The 18,372-nt window shown below is 66.7% G+C and carries 21 protein-coding genes; 9 read left to right on the top strand and 12 right to left on the bottom strand.

From position 1 onward, the window contains the following. Window positions 1–2 precede the first annotated feature (2 nt). The gene (gene lipB, locus HV766_RS16605) at window positions 3–641 is read left to right on the top strand and encodes a lipoyl(octanoyl) transferase LipB (RefSeq protein ID WP_054457064.1); all 639 of its coding nucleotides are present in this window, start codon (window positions 3–5) and stop codon (window positions 639–641) included. Beyond that, window positions 638–1,357 carry a tetratricopeptide repeat protein gene (locus tag HV766_RS16600; protein ID WP_175181534.1) on the top strand — a complete coding sequence of 240 codons (720 nt, stop codon included), beginning with the start codon at window positions 638–640 and terminating at the stop codon, window positions 1,355–1,357. The genes lipB and HV766_RS16600 overlap by 4 nt, the downstream gene beginning before the upstream one ends. Before the next feature lie 52 nt (window positions 1,358–1,409). On the opposite strand, the gene HV766_RS16595 is transcribed toward HV766_RS16600, so the two are convergent. Then, a complete protein-coding gene (locus tag HV766_RS16595; protein ID WP_175164186.1) occupies window positions 1,410–2,222 on the bottom strand; it encodes a substrate-binding domain-containing protein in 813 nt (270 codons plus the stop codon). A gap of 171 nt (window positions 2,223–2,393) precedes the next feature. On the opposite strand from HV766_RS16595, the gene lipA reads away from it, so the two are divergent. After that, on the top strand, window positions 2,394–3,398 hold the full coding sequence (gene lipA / locus HV766_RS16590) for a lipoyl synthase (protein ID WP_054457058.1): 1,005 nt from the start codon (window positions 2,394–2,396) through the stop codon (window positions 3,396–3,398). Between the two features lies 1 nt (window position 3,399). Here the strand turns inward: lipA and rfbC are convergent, their stop codons facing one another. From rfbC to HV766_RS16565, 5 genes are read right to left on the bottom strand one after another with little or no spacing between them, the layout of a single operon-like run. Next, window positions 3,400–3,942 carry a dTDP-4-dehydrorhamnose 3,5-epimerase gene (gene rfbC / locus HV766_RS16585; protein WP_175164188.1) on the bottom strand — a complete coding sequence of 181 codons (543 nt, stop codon included), beginning with the start codon at window positions 3,940–3,942 and terminating at the stop codon, window positions 3,400–3,402. Next, complete coding sequence (gene rfbA / locus HV766_RS16580; RefSeq protein WP_054457054.1) at window positions 3,942–4,823, bottom strand: glucose-1-phosphate thymidylyltransferase RfbA; 882 nt, start codon at window positions 4,821–4,823, stop codon at window positions 3,942–3,944. Before rfbA ends, rfbC begins: the two co-directional genes overlap by 1 nt. Beyond that, window positions 4,805–5,716 carry a dTDP-4-dehydrorhamnose reductase gene (gene rfbD / locus HV766_RS16575; RefSeq protein WP_054457052.1) on the bottom strand — a complete coding sequence of 304 codons (912 nt, stop codon included), beginning with the start codon at window positions 5,714–5,716 and terminating at the stop codon, window positions 4,805–4,807. The genes rfbA and rfbD overlap by 19 nt, the downstream gene beginning before the upstream one ends. Window positions 5,717–5,726: 10 nt before the next feature. Then, window positions 5,727–6,788, bottom strand: a complete 1,062-nt coding sequence (gene rfbB, locus HV766_RS16570) for a dTDP-glucose 4,6-dehydratase (RefSeq protein WP_175181533.1) — start codon at window positions 6,786–6,788, stop codon at window positions 5,727–5,729. Between the two features lie 51 nt (window positions 6,789–6,839). Beyond that, entirely contained in the window at window positions 6,840–7,394 is a 555-nt protein-coding gene (locus HV766_RS16565; RefSeq protein ID WP_054457048.1) for a cob(I)yrinic acid a,c-diamide adenosyltransferase, read from the bottom strand. 201 nt (window positions 7,395–7,595) lie between these two features. Between HV766_RS16565 and HV766_RS16560 the strand changes: the two genes are divergently transcribed. Next, the gene (locus HV766_RS16560) at window positions 7,596–7,901 is read left to right on the top strand and encodes a copper-binding protein (RefSeq protein WP_054457046.1); all 306 of its coding nucleotides are present in this window, start codon (window positions 7,596–7,598) and stop codon (window positions 7,899–7,901) included. Window positions 7,902–8,028: 127 nt separating this feature from the next. Here the strand turns inward: HV766_RS16560 and hslU are convergent, their stop codons facing one another. From hslU to HV766_RS16535, 5 genes are all read right to left on the bottom strand, one after another. Next, complete coding sequence (hslU, locus tag HV766_RS16555) at window positions 8,029–9,363, bottom strand: ATP-dependent protease ATPase subunit HslU (RefSeq protein WP_054457045.1); 1,335 nt, start codon at window positions 9,361–9,363, stop codon at window positions 8,029–8,031. A 73-nt stretch (window positions 9,364–9,436) separates the two neighbouring features. Next, window positions 9,437–9,976: an ATP-dependent protease subunit HslV gene (hslV, locus tag HV766_RS16550; RefSeq protein WP_013396837.1), complete on the bottom strand. Its 540-nt coding sequence runs from the start codon at window positions 9,974–9,976 to the stop codon at window positions 9,437–9,439. Window positions 9,977–10,125: 149 nt separating this feature from the next. Beyond that, a complete protein-coding gene (dksA, locus tag HV766_RS16545; RefSeq protein ID WP_006389752.1) occupies window positions 10,126–10,590 on the bottom strand; it encodes an RNA polymerase-binding protein DksA in 465 nt (154 codons plus the stop codon). A gap of 126 nt (window positions 10,591–10,716) precedes the next feature. After that, window positions 10,717–11,841: a CobW family GTP-binding protein gene (locus HV766_RS16540; RefSeq protein WP_059374111.1), complete on the bottom strand. Its 1,125-nt coding sequence runs from the start codon at window positions 11,839–11,841 to the stop codon at window positions 10,717–10,719. Window positions 11,842–12,228: 387 nt separating this feature from the next. Then, a complete protein-coding gene (locus tag HV766_RS16535) occupies window positions 12,229–12,735 on the bottom strand; it encodes a Fur family transcriptional regulator (protein WP_013396835.1) in 507 nt (168 codons plus the stop codon). Between the two features lie 330 nt (window positions 12,736–13,065). Here HV766_RS16535 and HV766_RS16530 point away from each other — a divergent pair, with 330 nt between their 5' ends. From HV766_RS16530 to HV766_RS16510, 5 genes are read left to right on the top strand one after another with little or no spacing between them, the layout of a single operon-like run. After that, window positions 13,066–13,785: a metal ABC transporter ATP-binding protein gene (locus HV766_RS16530; protein ID WP_175181532.1), complete on the top strand. Its 720-nt coding sequence runs from the start codon at window positions 13,066–13,068 to the stop codon at window positions 13,783–13,785. Continuing rightward, window positions 13,782–14,648 carry a metal ABC transporter permease gene (locus tag HV766_RS16525; protein WP_054457039.1) on the top strand — a complete coding sequence of 289 codons (867 nt, stop codon included), beginning with the start codon at window positions 13,782–13,784 and terminating at the stop codon, window positions 14,646–14,648. The genes HV766_RS16530 and HV766_RS16525 overlap by 4 nt, the downstream gene beginning before the upstream one ends. 22 nt (window positions 14,649–14,670) lie before the next feature. Beyond that, entirely contained in the window at window positions 14,671–15,666 is a 996-nt protein-coding gene (locus HV766_RS16520; protein WP_175181531.1) for a metal ABC transporter substrate-binding protein, read from the top strand. Next, window positions 15,627–16,310 (top strand): DUF1007 family protein, encoded by a 684-nt coding sequence (locus HV766_RS16515; RefSeq protein ID WP_054457036.1) that lies wholly within the window; start codon window positions 15,627–15,629, stop codon window positions 16,308–16,310. The genes HV766_RS16520 and HV766_RS16515 overlap by 40 nt, the downstream gene beginning before the upstream one ends. Continuing rightward, the gene (locus HV766_RS16510) at window positions 16,310–17,317 is read left to right on the top strand and encodes a nickel/cobalt transporter (protein WP_175181530.1); all 1,008 of its coding nucleotides are present in this window, start codon (window positions 16,310–16,312) and stop codon (window positions 17,315–17,317) included. The genes HV766_RS16515 and HV766_RS16510 overlap by 1 nt, the downstream gene beginning before the upstream one ends. 58 nt (window positions 17,318–17,375) lie before the next feature. On the opposite strand, the gene xerC is transcribed toward HV766_RS16510, so the two are convergent. Then, on the bottom strand, window positions 17,376–18,371 hold the full coding sequence (xerC, locus tag HV766_RS16505; RefSeq protein ID WP_054457032.1) for a tyrosine recombinase XerC: 996 nt from the start codon (window positions 18,369–18,371) through the stop codon (window positions 17,376–17,378). Window position 18,372: the final 1 nt, after the last annotated feature.

The following is an 18,372-nucleotide window of genomic DNA, read 5'->3' as shown; positions in this document are numbered from 1 at the left end:
CTGTGATCAAGTGGCTCGCGCGGCCCGCCGACTACCTGTCGGTCTGGCACGACATGCAGGCGTACACCAATCTGCGCGGCGCCGATACGCCTGACGAGATCTGGCTCTGCGAACACGCGCCGGTCTACACCCTGGGGCAGGCAGGCCTGCCCCAGCACGTGCTCAACCCCGGCAACATTCCCATCGTCCATTGCGACCGCGGCGGGCAGGTGACCTACCACGGTCCTGGCCAGGTCATGGCCTATGCGCTGTTCGACCTGCGCCGCGCCGACATCTACGTCAAGGAATACGTCAATCTGCTGGAAGGCGCGGTCATCGACACGCTGGCCCAGATGGGCGTGGCCGACGCCTGCCGCAAGCCCGGCGCGCCGGGCGTCTACGTGCCCGATCCGGACGGGGGCGAGCTGGCCAAGATCGCGGCGCTGGGCATCAAGATCCGCAACGGCCGTGCCTACCATGGCGTGTCGTTGAACGTGCAGATGGACCTGACGCCGTTCCTGGGCATCAATCCCTGCGGCTATGCGGGCCTGCGCACCGTGGACATGGCGGCCTGTGGCGCGCGCCGCGAGCCCACCGAGACGGGCGAGGCGTTGGCGCGCAATCTGGCGCAGGCCTGGGACCGCGCAAGGAACAAAACATGAAGACCTTTAGCGCGGCCGACGTGGCCGCAACCACGCCAGAAGAACTGGCCCGCCTGCGCGAACAAGGGCCGGCCGAGGACTATGCGGCCTGGATCCGCGCGGCGGCCGAACTGGGGCTGATCGAAGCCCAGACCATCTACGGCCAGATGCTGCTGGACGGCGCCGGCGTGGAGCGCGATCCGGAACAGGGGCTGACGTGGTTCAAGCGCGCCGCCCATGCCGATCACCCCATGGCCATCAACATGGTGGGCCGCTGCTACGAGAACGGCTGGGGCGTGCCGCGTGACGACACGGTCGCGGCCTACTGGTTCCGCCTGGCCGCGGACAAGGGTCTGGACTGGGGCATGTACAACTATGCTCACATGCTGCGCAGCGGCCGCGGCAGCGTGGCGCAGGATCCCGCGGCGGCGCTGGCCCTTTACCAAAAGGCGGCAGACGCCGGCCACGTGAAGTCCATCGGCGTCGTCGGCCGCTTTTACGAGGCTGGCGAGGTGGTCGAGCAGGACATGGAACGCGCCTTCGACTGTTATCAACGCTGCGCCGAAGGCGGCGATTTCCGCGGCATGTTCCACCTGGGCCGGCTGCTGTTGCTGCGCGGACGGAAGCAGGACGCCGTGCAATGGCTGGTGCGCGTGCCTGAAACCGCCACGCCTGCGTTTCTGCAGGAAGCCAACACCATGCTGCAGGACAGCGGTTTTCCGGCGTTGTACGAGTAGGAGAGGTGTAGCGCGGCAGGGCAGAGGTAAGCACTCTCGCGCTTTACGCATCCTACGTGCTCAGTCTTTCCTCAAAAACCACTTCCACCGTAATCCGCTCGCCCGTGCCGCATTCGCCATCCAGGCGGTCCAGCAGCAACTGGCCGGCGCGCCGACCCAGGAGGGCGGCGTCGGCGCCCAGGGTGGTCAAGCCCTGCGCCCACTGCGCGGCGCTGCCGTCGTCCGAGTAGCCCAGCACCGCCAGGTCCTGCGGCACGTGCAGGTCGCGGTTGTGGGCTTCCGAGACCGAGGCCGCGGCCAGCAGATCGCTCGTGCAGAACACCGCATCGAAGATCGTGTTGGTGGTCAGCAAGCGCAGGAAGGCCATGCGGCCGTCGTTCATGTGCTGCACTTCAGGCTGCACGATGTCCGCTGCCAGTTCCAATCCGAGTGCGGCTGCGCTGCTGATGAAGCCTTCGCGCCGGGCGCGTTCCCACGGGTTGTCGGCGCTGACGCAGGCGACGCGCGCATGGCGCTTGGCGGCCAGGTGCCGCGCCGCCAAGCGGCCGGCTTCCGCGTTGTCGACCACCACGGCGCCGTCCAGCGGCTGTGCGGACAGGCTCCAGGTCTCCACGACGGGGATCTCCAGCGCCGCCAGGGCAGCGCGCAGGGCGGGATCGTCCAGCGGGCCGATGGCCAGGGCGGCGGCGGGGCGCAGCTCGCCCAGCAGGGGCTGTGACTGGGCCTCATGCCAGGGGCCGGCAGCCAGATAGTAGCCCGCAGGCAGCAGCAATCCGGCGCAGGCCTGGATGGCGCGGGCCGCGGGCGCCCAGTCCAGTCGGGGTGCGATCAGGGCGATGGGGCGGGGCGGGGGCAGGGAAGACATGGGCAAAACCGGCGGATTCGTCAGGCGTGACGATAACCCAGCCCGGCTGCGGCCAAGGAGGCTTGCCGCCCGGGGGACGGGACCCCGCGCGGCGGATCCGGGCGGCGGAGGGTAAAATGCCGTTTTTGTCTCAGACCCGGCGCGCGCTCGCGCCGGTCATGAAGGTGCTCCATGTCCACGCTCGCCGAGTCTCCTGTTCCCTCGAACGAATCCGCCGCTGCGCCCGCGGAAGCGGTCTACGATCCGACGCAAAAGCAGAAATCGCAGGCCAAGACCGCGCGCATCCCCATCAAGATCGTTCCGGCCGAGCGCCTGAAGAAGCCTGAATGGATCCGCGTGAAGGCCGCCGCGCCCGGCTCGCGCTTCTACGACATCAAGCGCATCCTGCGCGAGCACAACCTGCACACGGTGTGCGAGGAAGCGTCCTGCCCGAACATCGGTGAATGCTTCGGCAAGGGCACGGCCACGTTCATGATCATGGGCGACAAGTGCACCCGCCGCTGCCCCTTCTGTGATGTGGGCCACGGCCGCCCGGATCCACTGGACACCAACGAACCCCTGAACCTGGCGCGCACCATCGCCGCGATGAAGCTGTCCTATGTCGTGATCACCTCGGTGGACCGCGACGACCTGCGCGACGGCGGCGCCGGCCACTTCGTGGATTGCATCACGCACATCCGCGAACTGTCGCCCAGCACCCGCATCGAGGTGCTGGTGCCCGATTTCCGCGGCCGCCTGGACCGCGCGCTGACCATCCTGAACGCCGGTCCCCCGGACGTCATGAACCACAACCTGGAAACCGTGCCGCGCCTGTACAAGCAGGCGCGCCCGGGCTCGGACTACATGCACTCGCTGAAGCTGCTGGCCGAGTTCAAGAAGCTGCACCCCGAAGTCCCCACCAAGTCCGGCCTGATGCTGGGCCTGGGCGAGACCGACGAGGAAATCCTGCAGGTGATGCGGGATATGCGCGAGCACAACGTGGACATGCTGACGATCGGGCAGTATCTGCAGCCGTCGGAACACCATCTGCCGGTGCTGCGGTACGTGCATCCGGATACTTTCGCCATGTTCGAGCGCGAGGCTTATGCGATGGGGTTCTCGCATGCGGCGGTGGGCGCGATGGTGCGGTCTTCGTACCATGCGGATGAACAGGCCCACGCCGCTGGCGTGAACTGATTCAGCAGGCCGGCGCGTCGGCGAACGGCGCGCCGTTGCGGTCCTTCTCGGACAGCAGGGGCGGTTGCACGCAGGGCCAGGCAATTGCCAGCTGCGGATCGTTCCAACGTATGCAGCGTTCGTGCTGCGGCGCGTAATAGTCCGTGGTCTTGTACAGCACCTCGGCAAACTCGGACAGCGTCAGGAAGCCGTGGGCGAAGCCTTCCGGTATCCACACCTGGCGCCTGTTCTCCGCGCTGAGTAGCGTGCCCACCCATTTCCCGTATGTCGGCGAGCCGCGCCGCAGATCCACCGCTACGTCGAAGATCTCGCCCGCGCACACGCGCACCAGCTTGCCCTGCGCCTGTTCGACCTGATAGTGCAGCCCGCGCAAGACGCCCTGTACCGAACGCGAATGATTGTCCTGCACGAAGCTGGGGCGCAGCCCCGTCGCTGCTTCGAACGCGGCCTGGTTATAGCTCTCGAAGAAAAAGCCGCGTTCGTCGCCCACTACCCTGGGCTCCAGGATCAGCACATCGGGAATGGCTTGAGGGATGGCTTTCATCAAAATACCTTGTCCACCAGGATGCGCATCAGATATTCGCCGTAGCCACTCTTGGCCAGGGGGGCGGCCAGCTTTGCCAGCGCGTCGGCGTTGATCCAGCCCTGGCGGAAGGCAATTTCCTCGGGGCAGGCTACTTTCAGTCCCTGGCGATGTTCCAGCGTGGCGATGAACTGGCTGGCCTCGAGCAATGATTCATGGGTGCCGGTATCCAGCCAGGCGTAGCCGCGGCCCATGATTTCTACGGCCAGCCGGCCCTGTTCCAGGTAGCGCTGGTTGACGTCGGTGATCTCGAGTTCGCCGCGCGCGGACGGCCGGATGCCGTGGGCGATATCAATGACGTCGTTGTCGTAGAAGTACAGCCCGGTCACGGCATAGCTGGAGCGCGGCTGCACAGGCTTTTCCTCGATGGACAGTACCTTGCCGTGCTGGTCGAATTCCGCCACGCCGTAGCGTTCCGCGTCCTGGACATGGTAGGCGAACACAGTAGCGCCTTCCGTGCGCGCGTCGGCCCGTTGCAGCAGTCGGGGCAGTTCATGGCCGTAGAAGATGTTGTCGCCCAACACCAAGGCGCAGGCATCCTGGCCGATGAAGGGCGCGCCGATGAGGAATGCCTGCGCCAGGCCGTCGGGCGCAGGCTGCACCGCATACTCGAGATTCAGCCCCCACTGCGAGCCGTCGCCCAGCAGTTGCTGGAAGCGCGGCGTGTCTTGCGGCGTGGAAATGACCAGGATGTCGCGGATGCCTGCCAGCATCAGCGTGCTCAGCGGGTAATAGATCATCGGTTTGTCGAAGACCGGCAGCAGCTGCTTGCTGATCGCCAGCGTCGCCGGGTGCAGCCGGGCGCCCGAGCCGCCCGCCAGAACTATGCCTTTGCGCGCCATGCGGGGTCTCCAGGGTTGACGAGTTGATCCAGGGTACGGTCGACCTGTTCGGTCCAGGGCGGCATTTGCCGTTGCAGCGCGCGCGACAGCACGGCGGTGTCCAGCACGGAATTGAGCGGCCGTTGCGCAGCAGCGGGATAGTCGCGCGTGGCGACGGCGCGAATCCGCTCGGGAGCCAGCGCCAGGGTGGCGCCGCGCGCGGCGGCACCAGCGACGACGTACTGTGCGTAGCCGTGCCAGCTGGTGGAGCCGGCGGCGGCCAGATGGTAGGTGCCTGCGGGCAGCTGGTCCGCGCGGCGGCGCTGGATCGCCAGCGCCGTCAAGTCGGCGATCAGTGTGGCCGACGTCGGCGCGCCATGCTGGTCCGCAACCACGTCCAGGCTTTCCCGTTCCCGCGCCAGGCGCAGCACCGTCGCCAGGAAATTGCCGCCATGCGTGGAGTAGACCCAGCTGGTTCTGAATATCAATGCATCGCAGCCGCTGGCCTGGATGGCGTGTTCGCCTTCGAGCTTGCTGCGGCCGTACACGTTCAGGGGGTTGGGAGCGTCGGTCTCCGTGTAGGGCCGCTCCTGCGTGCCGTCGAATACGTAGTCGGTCGAATAGTGCACCAGCAAGGCGCCGGCCGCGCGCGCATGGCGGGCCAGGGCGGCTACCGCGAGCGCATTGACCTGGTGGGCGGTGTCGGAATCACTCTCAGCCTGGTCCACCGCCGTGCAGGCGGCCGCATTCACGATCACGTCAGGCCGGTGGAGCGTCAGAATCGTGAGCAGTGCATCCTGGTCGCGCAGGTCGGCGTCGCCGCGGCCCAGCGCCACGACCTCTCCCAAGGGGAGCAGGGCGCGGCACAGTTCCCGGCCGACCTGGCCGTCCTTGCCCAGCAATAAGATCTTCACGCGGCCCTTGCTAAGTCTCGTAGCGTTTTTTGGCCCAGTCGCGATACGCGCCACTGGCGACGTTCGCCACCCATTGGGGGTGGCCCAGGTACCAGAGTACCGTTTTTCGAATGCCGGTTTCGAATGTTTCGGCGGGCGTCCAGCCCAGCTCGCGCCGCAGGCGGCCGGCATCGACCGCATAGCGGCGGTCATGGCCAGGCCGGTCGGTGACATGCTTGATCTGGGCTGAATAGGGCTGCCCGTCGGCCCTGGGGCTGAGTTCATCGAGCAGCGCGCAGACGTGGCGCACTACGTCGAGGTTGGTTTTTTCGTTCCAACCGCCCACGTTGTAGGTCGCGCCCGGTTGCCCGGCCTCCAGGAGCTTGCGGATCGCATCGCAATGGTCCGCCACATACAGCCAGTCGCGGATCTGCTTGCCGTCGCCATAGATCGGCAGGGACTTGCCGGCGAGCGCGTTGCGGATGACCAGCGGGATCAGCTTTTCCGGGAACTGGTAGGGGCCGTAGTTATTGGCGCAGTTCGAGGTCAGCACCGGCAGGCCGTAGGTGGTGTGGAATGCCCGCACCAGATGGTCGCTGGCGGCTTTGCTGGCGGAATAGGGACTGTTGGGCGCGTAGGGAGTCGTTTCCGTGAACGCGGGGTCGGTGTTTCCCAGTGTGCCGTAGACCTCGTCGGTGGACACATGCACGAAGCGTAGGCGCGCCTGCTCGCCTGCCGGCAGGCCGGTCCAGTAGTCACGCACCGCCGTCAGCAGGCGGGACGTGCCCACGATGTTGGCCTGGATGAAGGGCTCGGGATCGGCGATTGAGCGGTCGACGTGGGTTTCGGCAGCGAAATTGATCACGGCCCGCGGTTTATGGGCACGCAACAGGCGCGCAACCGCCTCCTGATTGCCGATATCTCCCTGCACCAAGGTGTGCCTGGGATCGCCGCGCAGCGGCGCCAGATTGTCGGGGTTGCCGGCGTAGGTGAGCTTGTCCAGCGTAACGACGGGTTCGTCGCTGCGGGCAAGCCAATCCAATACGAAATTGGAACCGATGAAACCGGCTCCTCCGGTGACCACAATACTCATTTCTTCAAATCCTCAGGTCCCTGCGGCGCCAGGCGCGGCAGGGCCGCGAGACTACTTGCGCGCCTGGGCGCCCGCCCAGAACGTGTCTTTCTGTCCCGCATGCTGGTTTATACAACGCGCCAGCACGAACATCAGATCCGACAGCCGGTTCAGATATTGCCGCACGGGCGGGTTCACCGGTTCGACCCGGGCCAGCGCCACCACGGCGCGCTCGGCCCGGCGGCAGACCGTGCGCGCCATGTGCGCCTGCGCCGAACCGCGCGAACCGCCGGGCAGGATGAATTCGCGCAGAGGCGGCAGCGCCGCGTTGTAGTGGGCCAGGCGCGCGTCCAGGCGGGCGATGTGGTCGTCCGTGAGCGCGGTATGGCCAGGGATGCAGAGTTCCGCGCCCATGTCGAACAGGTCGTGCTGGATGGCCAGCAGATCCGCGGATATCTCGGCGGGCAGGTCTTCGGTCAGCAGTACGCCGATCACGCTGTTCAGTTCGTCAACGTCGCCGATGGCCGCGATGCGCGGCGCGTCTTTGGGCGTGCGTGATCCGTCCCCCAGGCCCGTGGTGCCGTCGTCTCCCGTGCGGGTGGCGATGACGGATAAGCGATTGGCCATGGGAGCTCCTGAAATGAGTGACGAAAGGTATGGGTTTTGCGTCCAGCCATGAAACATGGGGGGGCGCGTCGCGGGTTCCGCAATCAACTGTCAGAATTGTTGCGTCCGGGCGAGGGAACTGTTGCACAAGGGCGGTATCCTAGCACTGTGGAAAGCGGGGACGCCGGTTCCGTACTTTCCCTGCAATCGGAGGATATCTGCATGATTTTTGACCGCAAGTATGCAATACCCATGGCCGCCGCGGCAGCCGTGGCCGTCGTCACGCTGGCCGCGCCGCTGGCGTTCGCGCAGCAGGCCGATGCCAGCGGGGAAGTGCGGCGGGTGGACCCCGCGGGCGGCAAGGTCACGATCAAGCACGACGCCATCAAGGCGCTGGACCTGCCCGCGATGACGCTGGTCTATGAAGCGGATCCGGCGCTGCTGGCCAAGATCAAGGCGGGCGACAAGGTGCGCTTCACGGCGGTCCGCAAGGACGGCAAGTACATCGTGACGGCGATCAGCAACTAGCGTCGCCGGGATGGCGCCGCGCGCACGCCGGGCGGCGCAGCGGGCCTGCTGGTCAAAAGAAAACGCCGTGCGCAGCGCCAGGCTGCGGACGGCGTTTTGCTGGGGGCGCGCAAGGCGCGCCCGCGGTTTACAGCACGTAGCGCGCCAGATCCTGGCTGCTGGCGGCTTCGGCCAACTGCGCGTTGACGTAGGCGGCGTCGATCTTCACATGCTTGTCGCTGCTGGAGGTCGCGTCGAAGGACAGTTCGTCCAGCAGTTTCTCCATTACCGTATACAGGCGGCGGGCGCCGATGTTCTCGGTGGTTTCGTTGACCTCGTAGGCGAGCTCCGCCAGGCGGCGCACGCCTTCTTCCGTGAACTCCAGCTGCAGGTCCTCGGTGGCCATCAGCGCCGTGTACTGCTTGGTCAGCGAGGCGTCCGTGTCGGACAAGATGCGCACGAAGTCCTCGGCGGTCAGCGATTCCAGTTCGACGCGGATCGGGAAACGGCCCTGCAGTTCAGGGATCAGGTCCGAAGGGCGCGACAGGTGGAAGGCGCCAGACGCGATGAACAGGATGTGGTCGGTGCGGACCATGCCGTAGCGCGTGTTGACGGTGGTGCCTTCGACCAGCGGCAGCAGGTCGCGCTGCACGCCTTGGCGCGAGACGTCCGCGCCACCGGATTCCTGGCGGGCCGCGATCTTGTCGATTTCGTCCAGGAAGACGATGCCGTTCTGCTCGACGTTGTTGATCGCCACGGTGCGCAGGTCTTCTTCGTTGACGCGCTTGGCGGCTTCTTCGTCGACGATCAGCTTGAAGGCTTCGCGCACCTTCATCTTCTTGGGCTTCTTCTTGTCGCGGGCCATGCCGGCGAACATGCCGCGCAGCTGCTCGGCCATTTCTTCCATGCCGGGGGGCGTCATGACGTCCATTTGCGGCACGGCCTGGGCGACTTCGATTTCGATTTCCAGGTCATCGATCTTGCCTTCGCGCAGGCGCTTGCGGAAGGTCTGGCGGGCGCTGTTGTCTTCGCCGCGTTCCGGCTCGCCGGAGGCGCCGCGCGGGGGCGGCACCAGGGCGTCCAGGATGCGGTCTTCGGCGGCGTCTTCTGCCTGGGTGCGCACGCGGCGCATTTCCAGTTCGCGGGTCTGCTTGATCGAGTATTCGGTCAGGTCGCGGATGATGGTGTCGACGTCGCGGCCCACATAGCCCACTTCGGTGAACTTGGTGGCTTCGATCTTGATGAAGGGCGCGTTGGCCAGCTTGGCCAGGCGGCGCGCGATTTCGGTCTTGCCCACGCCGGTGGGGCCGATCATGAGGATGTTCTTGGGATGGATCTCGTGGCGCAGGGGTTCGGCGACCTGCTGGCGGCGCCAGCGGTTGCGCAGCGCCACGGCCACGGCGCGCTTGGCGCGGTTCTGGCCGACGATGTACTTGTCGAGTTCGGAGACGATCTCTCCGGGCGTCATGTTGGATGCGGACATGAGGGCGGATCCTTGAAGCTAGGGCGGGCTGGGGTGGCGGCCGCGGCGCGACAGGCGCGCCGCGTGGCGGGCGTCAGTCGCCCAGCGTTTCGATGACGTGGTTCTGGTTGGTGTAGATGCAGAGGTCGCCGGCGATTTCCAGCGATTGCTTGACGACGGCTTCCGGCGAAAGCTCGGTGTTGCGCAGCAGCGCCAGCGCGGCCGACTGCGCATAGGCGCCGCCAGAGCCGATGGCCGCCAGGCCGTGTTCCGGCTCGAGCACGTCGCCGTTGCCAGTCAACACCAGCGTGTGCTCGGCGTCGGCCACGATCAGCATGGCTTCCAGGCGGCGCAGGACGCGGTCGGTGCGCCAGTCGCGGGTCAGTTCGACCGCGGCGCGCATCAGGTTGCCCTGGTGTTTTTCCAGCTTGGCCTCGAAGCGTTCCTGCAGGGTGAACGCGTCGGCGGTGGCGCCGGCAAAGCCGGCCAGAATCTTGTCGTGGTACAGGCGGCGGATCTTGCGGGCCGTGCCCTTGATGACGATGTTGCCCAGGGTGACCTGGCCATCGCCGCCCAGTGCGACGCGGTTGCCGCGGCGCACGCACACGATGGTGGTGGCGTGAAATTGTTCCATGCGTTCCTTCCTATGAAGGGATTAGCTGGGGGCGGTTCTGGGGAAATCAAGGCGGGACGGTTGCGTCCCCTTTGCGTGCCGGCCCAAGAAAAAAGGCCATGCTGGAAACCAGCATAGCCTTTCAGCGTAGGGCTTGAATACGGGACGGATCAGTCGCCGTAGAGCTTCTGGCGCATCTCGCGGCGTTCCTGCGCTTCGAGCGACAGGGTGGCCGTGGGGCGGGCCAAGAGGCGCGGGATGCCGATGGGTTCGCCGGTTTCCTCACACCAGCCGTATTCGCCGCTGTCGATGCGGGCGATGGACTGTTGCACCTTCTTCAGCAGCTTGCGCTCGCGGTCGCGGGTGCGCAGCTCCAGGGCGTGTTCTTCCTCGATCGTGGCGCGGTCGGCGGGATCGGGCACGAACTGCGTTTCGCGCAGGTGCTCGGTGGTTTCGCCGGCGTTGGCCAGGATGTCCTGCTCGAGTTGTTTGAGCCGTTCCTTGAAGAAAGCCAGCTGGCGTTCGTTCATATAGTCGGACTCGGGCATGGCCAGCAATTCCTTCTCGCTGGGCAGATCAATCGCCGTATCGCTCGTCGACTTGCTTGATTTCTTGGTTGCTGCCTTGGTAGCCATGAAAACACTCCACTATGAATCGATCCTGGCGCGGGCGTTCATTCCCGGTCCGTATTACTTGTTGCCTACGCTATTCGTACCTCACAGTACTGCCTTCGTCGCATCACGTCACGTCAGGAAGGGGGATTACCCCGCCAGGCACTGCTCCAAGCCCCGGGTGAAAATCTCCTGGGGCAGCTTACGACCGATGAAAACCATCTTGGTGGACGGTTTTTCGGCTGCGGTCCACGGCTTGCCGGGTTCGGCGCCCATCATCATGTGCACACCCTGGAACAACATGCGGCGGTTGATGCCCTTCATGTACAGGATGCCCTTGTAGCGCATCAGGTCGGGACCATAGACCTGCACCACGCCGCCCAGGAATTCCTCAAGGCGCGCGGGATCGAACGGCTTGTTGGAACGGAACACGAACGCGCCGATTTCGTCGTCGTGCTGGTGGTGGTGATGATGGTGGGCATGATTGCAATGCGCCCCGCAGTCGCCTTCGTGATCATGGTCATGGTCATGATCGTGGCCATGGTCATGCCCATGGTCGTGATCGTGGCCGTGGTCATGGGCGGCGTCGGGGTGCTCATCGGCCAGGAAATCCGGGTCGATGTCCAGAATGGAATTCAGGTTGAAGCCGCTGATGTCGATGATGGACTTCAGGTCGACTTCGCCGAAGTTGACCGGCGTGATCGGCGCGCGCGGGTTCATGTGAACCAGGCGGTGGCGCAGCGCTTCGTAGTCGACTTCGTTGACCAGGTCGCGCTTGGAGATCAGGATGCGGTCGGCGAAACCGACTTGCTTCTGGGCTTCGGGCTGGGCGTCGAGGGTGGCCATGCCGTGCTTGGCGTCGACCACCGTGACCACCGCGTCCAGGCGGTAGTACTCGGCAATGTCGTCATCCATGAAGAACGTCTGGCAGACGGGGCCGGGGTTGGCCATGCCGGTCGTTTCGATGATGACGCGTTCGAAAGACAGTTCGCCGGCTTCGCGCTTGGCGCGCAGTTCGCCCAGCGTGCGCATCAGGTCGCCGCGCACCGTGCAGCAGACGCAACCGTTGGACAGCTCGATGATTTCTTCGTCGCGGTCCTGCACCAGCAGGTCGTTGTCGATGCTTTCCGGCCCGAACTCGTTTTCGATGACCGCCACGCGGCGGCCATGGTATTCGGTCAGGATGCGTTTGAGCAGGGTGGTCTTGCCCGCACCGAGAAAGCCGGTGAGGATGGTGACGGGAACCATTTTGTCCAAACTGCGCGGGGTGTTCATGGCGAAGCTGCTAGCGTGAAGTCAAGGCGTTAAACAGGAACTCTCGGCGGGGATCGCAACCCTGTCTTGCAACGCCGTCTTGCGACGTTTCGACGGGGTTTCCCAGTCTTTGCCGGAGGGTGTTTGCCGCAGGCTGCGTGGGCCGCCTGCAGCGGCCGGACGCAGGATTACAGCACAGTCGGGGGCAGGGGGCAAACCCAGGGTCAACCCTGGGGCCGTAGCCATCCAGATGGCGTCCGTACGCCGTCAAGTATCGGGCGATACCACTATTTGGGGGCGGTTTGCCCGATTTCAAGAGCGCGATGCGCGCATCCGGATGAAACGGCCTGTACGGGCTTGCTGCCGATGGCGGAGAACCGCGGGCGGGCTGCCCGCCAGCACTAGTTCTTAATGATGGTGGTGGCCGTGGCCGGCGTCCGCGGCGGGCTGCTTCTGCTGGCATTGGGGGCACAGCGCGCGGATTTCGGTTTCGTGGGTGGCCAGGGCATAGCCGGTCTGGGCGACGCGTTCGGCCAGTTGGCGGCTCATGGCGGGGTCGGACACTTCCGCGACTGCGCCGCAGCCCGTACAGACGACCAGCAGGTCGTGGGGCGCGCCGCCCGCGTCGTGGCAGGCGCTCCAGGCGTTGACGGCGTCCAGGCGGTGGATCAGGCCCTCGTCCATCAGGAAGTCCAGGGCGCGGTACACGGTCGGGGGCGCGGCGCCCGGATGCACGGCGCGCATTGCATCCAGCAATTCATAGGCCTTCAGGCTGCGGCCATGGCGCAGCAGCAGTTCCAGCACCTTGCGGCGGATGGGGGTGAGGCGGCGCCCGCGCTGCTCGCACAGCGCTTCGGCGACGCTGAGCTGGGCGCCGACGGTATCGCTGCGAGGGGTGCGGGGCGGTGCGGACATGGCTGGCTTTATCTCTATGGAAAACGCGCGCGATGCGCGCGAGATGCCTGGAAGGTAGCAGAAAACATCCAGATGCGGGCGAACGCCGTGGAATCAAGCCGTTTAGTTATGATATAACATAATAAAACTGGCTGTAGCCGCTATTTGCCTCCGCATTCTTTCCATGTCCCATTTCACGCTTTTGCCCCGGCGGCCCGGTGCCGCGCCGCGGCAAACACTCCCGCCGCGTTCCGCCTTCCTGGTCTCCGCCTGGCGCCGCATGGCCGCGGCCGTGGTCGCTGCGGCGGCCTTGTGGGCCTTGACCGGTTGGGCGCTGGATTGGTGGGTGCGATGAACGCGCCGGTCACCATCGAGCTGGACGACGCGTCCTTCGGTTGGCATGGGCACGCCGCGCTCAAATCGGTGTCGGGGCGTTTCGCCGCGGGCGGCATGACCGCCGTGGTGGGTCCCAACGGAGCGGGAAAGTCCACGCTGATCAAGGGCATCATGGGTGTGCTGCGTCCCATGGCCGGCAGCGTGCGCATCAGCGGCGCGGGCCGTTCGGAACTGGCCTGGCTGCCCCAGGCCGCGGAGCTGGACCGTTCGTTCCCGGTGTCGGTGCTGGACCTGGTGGCAATGGGCGCCTGGTGCCGAGTGGGGGGATGGCGCAGATATGCGAACCAGGAGCTCGAGCGCTGCATGGACGCGCTGGAGACCGTGGGCATGGCCGACGCGGCCGGACGCGGCGTGGACGCGCTGTCGGGCGGGCAGATGCAGCGTGCGCTGTTCGCGAGGATGCTGGTGCAGGACGCGCCCGTGCTGCTGCTGGATGAACCCTTCGCCGCCGTGGACAGCCACACGGCGGACGACCTGATGGCCCTGCTTTGCGGCCTGCATGGCCAGGGCCGCACCGTGATTGCGGTGCTGCATGACCTGGATCTGGTGCGTGACCATTTTCCCGAGTGCCTGCTGCTGTCCGGTTCGGTGGTGGCCTGGGGAGACACCGAGCACACGCTGAACGACGCGCATCTGAAGCGGGCGCGGCAGTGGTTGGCGGAGGTCCGCGCATGAGCCTGGCGCAATGGGTGGCGTCGCCCTTCCTGGATTACGGTTTCATGCGACGCGCGCTGGCCGGCGCCTGCGCCCTGTCGCTGGGCGCGGCGCCGCTGGGCGTGTTCCTGGTGCTGCGGCGCATGAGCCTGATGGGCGATGCCATGTCGCATGCCATCCTGCCAGGCGTGGCGGCGGGCTTTCTGCTGGCCGGACTGTCGCTGGGCGCAATGATGCTGGGCGGCATCGTCACGGGGCTGGCCGTGGCGTTGCTGGCGGGATTGGTGGCGCGCATGACGCCGCTGCGCGAGGACGCCAGCTTTGCCGCGTTCTATTTGATATCGCTGGGGCTGGGCGTGCTGCTGGTGTCCCTGCGCGGCTCCAATATGGATCTGCTGCACGTGTTGTTCGGCACGGTGCTGGGGCTGGACGACGCGGCATTGCTGCTGGTGACGGCCACGGCCAGCGTGACCCTCCTGGCGTTGGCCGCGATCTACCGGCTGCTGGTGGCCGAATGCCTGGACCCGGGTTTCCTGCGCGCCAGCGGCGGCGGCGGAGGCTGGGTCCACATGGCTTTCCTGGTGCTGGTGGTGGTGAACCTGGTGGCGGGCTTTCAGGTGCTGGGCACGTTGATGGTGGTCGGCATCATGATGCTGCCGGCCGCCGCCGCGCGCTTCTGGGTCCGCTCTGCCGCCCGCCAGATCCCGCTGGCCGCGGGACTGGGCGTGACAGCCTCGACGACCGGTCTGCTCATTTCGTACCACTTCAATGTGCCGGCCTCGCCCGCGATCATCCTGGCGGCCGGCGCCTTTTATCTGTTTTCCATCGTGGGCGGCCCGCAAGGCGGGCTGCTGCCGGCGCGACGCCGCATGCGCCGCGCCTGACTCATCCAATAGGAGATACGCCATGCGTTTCCATTCCCTGGCGCGCCGCCGCGCGCTGCTCGCCACGGCCGGCCTGTGCCTGTCGGCGCTGTTCGGAACCGCGCAGGCCGCCGAACCGTTGAAGGCCGTGGCCAGCTTTTCCATCCTGGGCGACATCGTGCGGGAAGTGGGCGGCGCCGACGTCAGCGTGGCCACGCTGGTGGGGCCCGATGGCGACGCGCACGAATATGAGCCGACGCCGGGCGATGCGAAGAAGCTGGCTGCCGCGCGCGTGCTGTTCGTCAACGGCCTGGATTTCGAGACCTGGATGCCGCGCCTGGCGAAGGCGTCGGGTTTTGCCGGCGCTACCGTGGTCGCGTCCCAGGGCGTGAAGACGCGCACGTTCGCGGGCGGCGGGCATGATGATGGGCACGACCACGACCACGACCACGACCACGACCACGACCACGACCACGACCATGGCCATGATCATGGTCATCACCATCACGGCGGCGCCGATCCGCACGCATGGCAGAACCTGGCCAATGGCGTCATCTACGCCCGCAATGTGGCCGAAGGGTTGGCTGCCGCCGATCCCGCGCATGCCGACGCCTATCGCCAGCGCGCGCAAGCCTATATCGCGCGCCTGCAGGCGCTGGACGCGCAGGTCCGCAAGACCTTTGCCGCGATTCCGGCCGAGCGCCGCAAGATCGTGACTTCCCATGACGCCTTCGGTTATTTCGGCGATGCCTACGGCGTGGCGTTCATTCCCGTGATGGGCGTGTCGACGGATGCGGAACCCGCCGCAGGCGACGTGGCCCGCATCATCGAACAGGTCAAGCGCGAGCGTGTGCCTGCGGTATTCGTGGAGAACATCAGCAGCCCCAAGCTGGTCCAACAGATCTCCCGCGAAACCGGGGCCAAGGTGGGTGGTACGCTTTATTCCGACGCCCTGTCCAAGCCCGGACAGCCCGGCGCCACCTACCTGGAAATGTTTGAATGGAACGCACGTCAGCTCGCCGCGGCCATGCAGCCCTGACCGCGGCGGCGATGCTGCTGGCGGCAGGCGCCGCCAGCGCGCACCCGCATATGTGGATCGATGCCCGCGCGGCGATCGATATCGATGGACAGCAGCGCATCACGGCGGTGCGGCAGGTCTGGCTGTTTGACGAGATGTTCGGCGCCTACGCCACGCAGGGATTGAAGAAGGGCAAGGACGGTTCGCTGTCGCCCGAGATCCTGCAGGGCATGGCGCGGGACTGGATGCAGGCGTTGGGCGAACCGATCTCGCACTACTTCACCCGCGTCACCGTGGACGGCAAGACCTTGGCTTTCGCGGCCCCGCAAGATGCGCGCGTCGACTGGAACCCAAAGACCACGCGGCTGACGCTGTCCTTCACTTTGCCGCTGGCCACGCCAGTGGCGCCGGACGCAGGCGGCGCGCAGGTGGACATCTACGATCCCACCTATTTCGTGGCCTACGCCTTCGATGAGAGCGGCGCGGTATCGCTGGGCGGACAGGGCGCCAAGACCTGCACGTCCGCCTACCGCAAGCCCAAGGAACTGGATTGGAAAACCATGCAGCAATTGGCCGCGATCCCGGCCGACCCGGACGCCTTGCCGGACGAGCTTTTTGCGATCACCAAGGGGCTGACGCACCGCATCGAGGTGCGTTGCGGGTAATGCTCGCGCTGCTGGCCGTGCTGCTGCTGGGCGGTGCGGGCGCGGCCGCGGCCCAGGGCGCGCACCCCTTCGGCGTGCCGGAGAGCGGGGCGGGCGCGGGCGGGCCGGGTTGGCTGGCCGGCTTCTTTGGTCAGGTAGCGGTCTGGCAAAGCCATTTCTACCGGCAGCTGACGGGCGCGGTGCGCGCCTGGCAGGCCGAAGGCGGCGCGGCCTGGGCCTTGATCGGCCTGTCCTTTGCCTATGGCGTACTCCATGCCCTGGGGCCGGGACATGGCAAGGCCGTGATCTCTTCCTACGTGCTGGCCAACCGCCAGACCGCGCGCAACGGCGCGCTGCTGGCGCTGGCGTCCGCGCTGATCCAGGCGTTGGTGGCGATTGCGCTGGTGGCGGTGTTGGCGCTGATCTTCAACGCCACCGCGGCCACGATGAACAACGCGACGCGCTGGCTGGAACTCGGCTCCTATGCGCTGGTGACCTTGTTGGGCATGTGGCTGGTGTGGGTCAAGGCGGTTCGTCCGCTGTTGCGGACCCGTGCTGGACGGGCGTCTACGGGGTCGATGCCAGAGCACGGCCATGGGCATGGACATGAGCACACTCACCATCATCACCACGATCACGATCACGATTGCGGATGCGGCCACGCACATGTGCCCGCGCCGGCGCAGGTGTCTGGCCCGTTGAACTGGCGTCGCGCGGCAACGGCGATCCTGGCCGTGGGCTTGCGCCCGTGCAGCGGCGCGTTGATCGTGCTGGTGTTCGCGCTGGCGCAGGGCTTTTTTCTGGCCGGCGTGGCTTCGGCCCTGGCGATGGGCCTGGGTACCGGACTGACGGTGGCGGCGCTGGCGTGCCTGGCGGTTGCGGCCGGGGGCGCGGCCACGCGCGTCGGCAGCCGGCTGTCCGGTGTTGGCGCGGCGCGCCTGCGCTATGGCGTGGAAGCGCTGGCGGCACTGGCGGTGCTGTTGCTGGGGGTGATGCTGCTGGGCGGCGTGATCGCGGGAGGTGGCTAGGGAACGGTCGCGCGAATTTGCGTAGCTGTTTCACCAGAATGCGTCGGACCCGACGCGTTCAGGATTTGCGTCCGGCCCGAGGATGCGCCTGGTCGTAGGCGCGGGCCAGGTGCTGGAAATCCAGCCGCGTATAGATCTGCGTGGTGGAGATGTTGGCGTGGCCCAGCATTTCCTGCACCGCGCGCAGGTCCTGCGCGGATTGCAGCACATGGCTGGCGAAGCTGTGGCGCAGCACGTGCGGGTGCACGTGCGTGGGCACGCCGGCCTGCTGCGCGATGCGCGCGAGCTGCAGCTGCACCACGCGCGGCGAGATGCGCCGACCGCGCGCGCCCAGGAACAACGCGGCTGCGTCCTCGGGCTGCGCCGTGAAGGGCGTGAGCTGCGGGCGCGCCGCGATCCATTTGCGCAGGGCGGCCAGAGCCGCCTGGCCCACCGGCACCGAGCGGCGCTTGCCGCCCTTGCCCAGCACGATGACCTCGGCCTCTTCCAGGCTCAGCCAGCCGCGCGATTCGTAATTGCCGGAGCGTTCATAGCGCAGGTCCAGCCCGACCAGCTCCGACAGCCGCAGGCCGCTGGAATAGAGCAGTTCGAACATGGCCTGGTCGCGCAGCGCCGCGGGTTCGTTCGCCACTTGCGCGGGCGCGCGGTCCAGCAAGGCCTGGGTCTGCTCCACGGACAGGGCCTTGGGCAGGCCGCGCGGCGCCTTGGGGGCGCGCACGCCGGCCACCGGATTGCCGGCCAGCTCGATGGCCGGGGCCCACCATTGATAGAAGCCACGCCAGGCCGCCAGCGTGCGCGCCAGGCTGCGGGGCCCGCGGCCCTGGGCATGCAGGCGCGCCACGAACTGGCGGATGTGGCCGTTGCCGATCTTGTCCAGCGGCAGCTTGGCCTGCTCGGCAAGTTCGCGCAGGAAATGCAGTTCGCGGCGATAGCCGTCCAGTGTGTGGGGCGAGTAGCGCCGGTTGGTTTCCAGATGGCGCAGCCAGGCGCTCATGGCGTCCGGCAGGGGAGTATCGGGCGGGGCCGCGTCTTGCGCTTGCGTGGCTGTCGGCATG

It is taken from the genome of Achromobacter aegrifaciens, from assembly GCF_902859735.1.
Lineage (GTDB): Bacteria > Pseudomonadota > Gammaproteobacteria > Burkholderiales > Burkholderiaceae_B > Achromobacter > Achromobacter aegrifaciens.
This window is presented reverse-complemented; position numbering and strand designations above follow the sequence as displayed.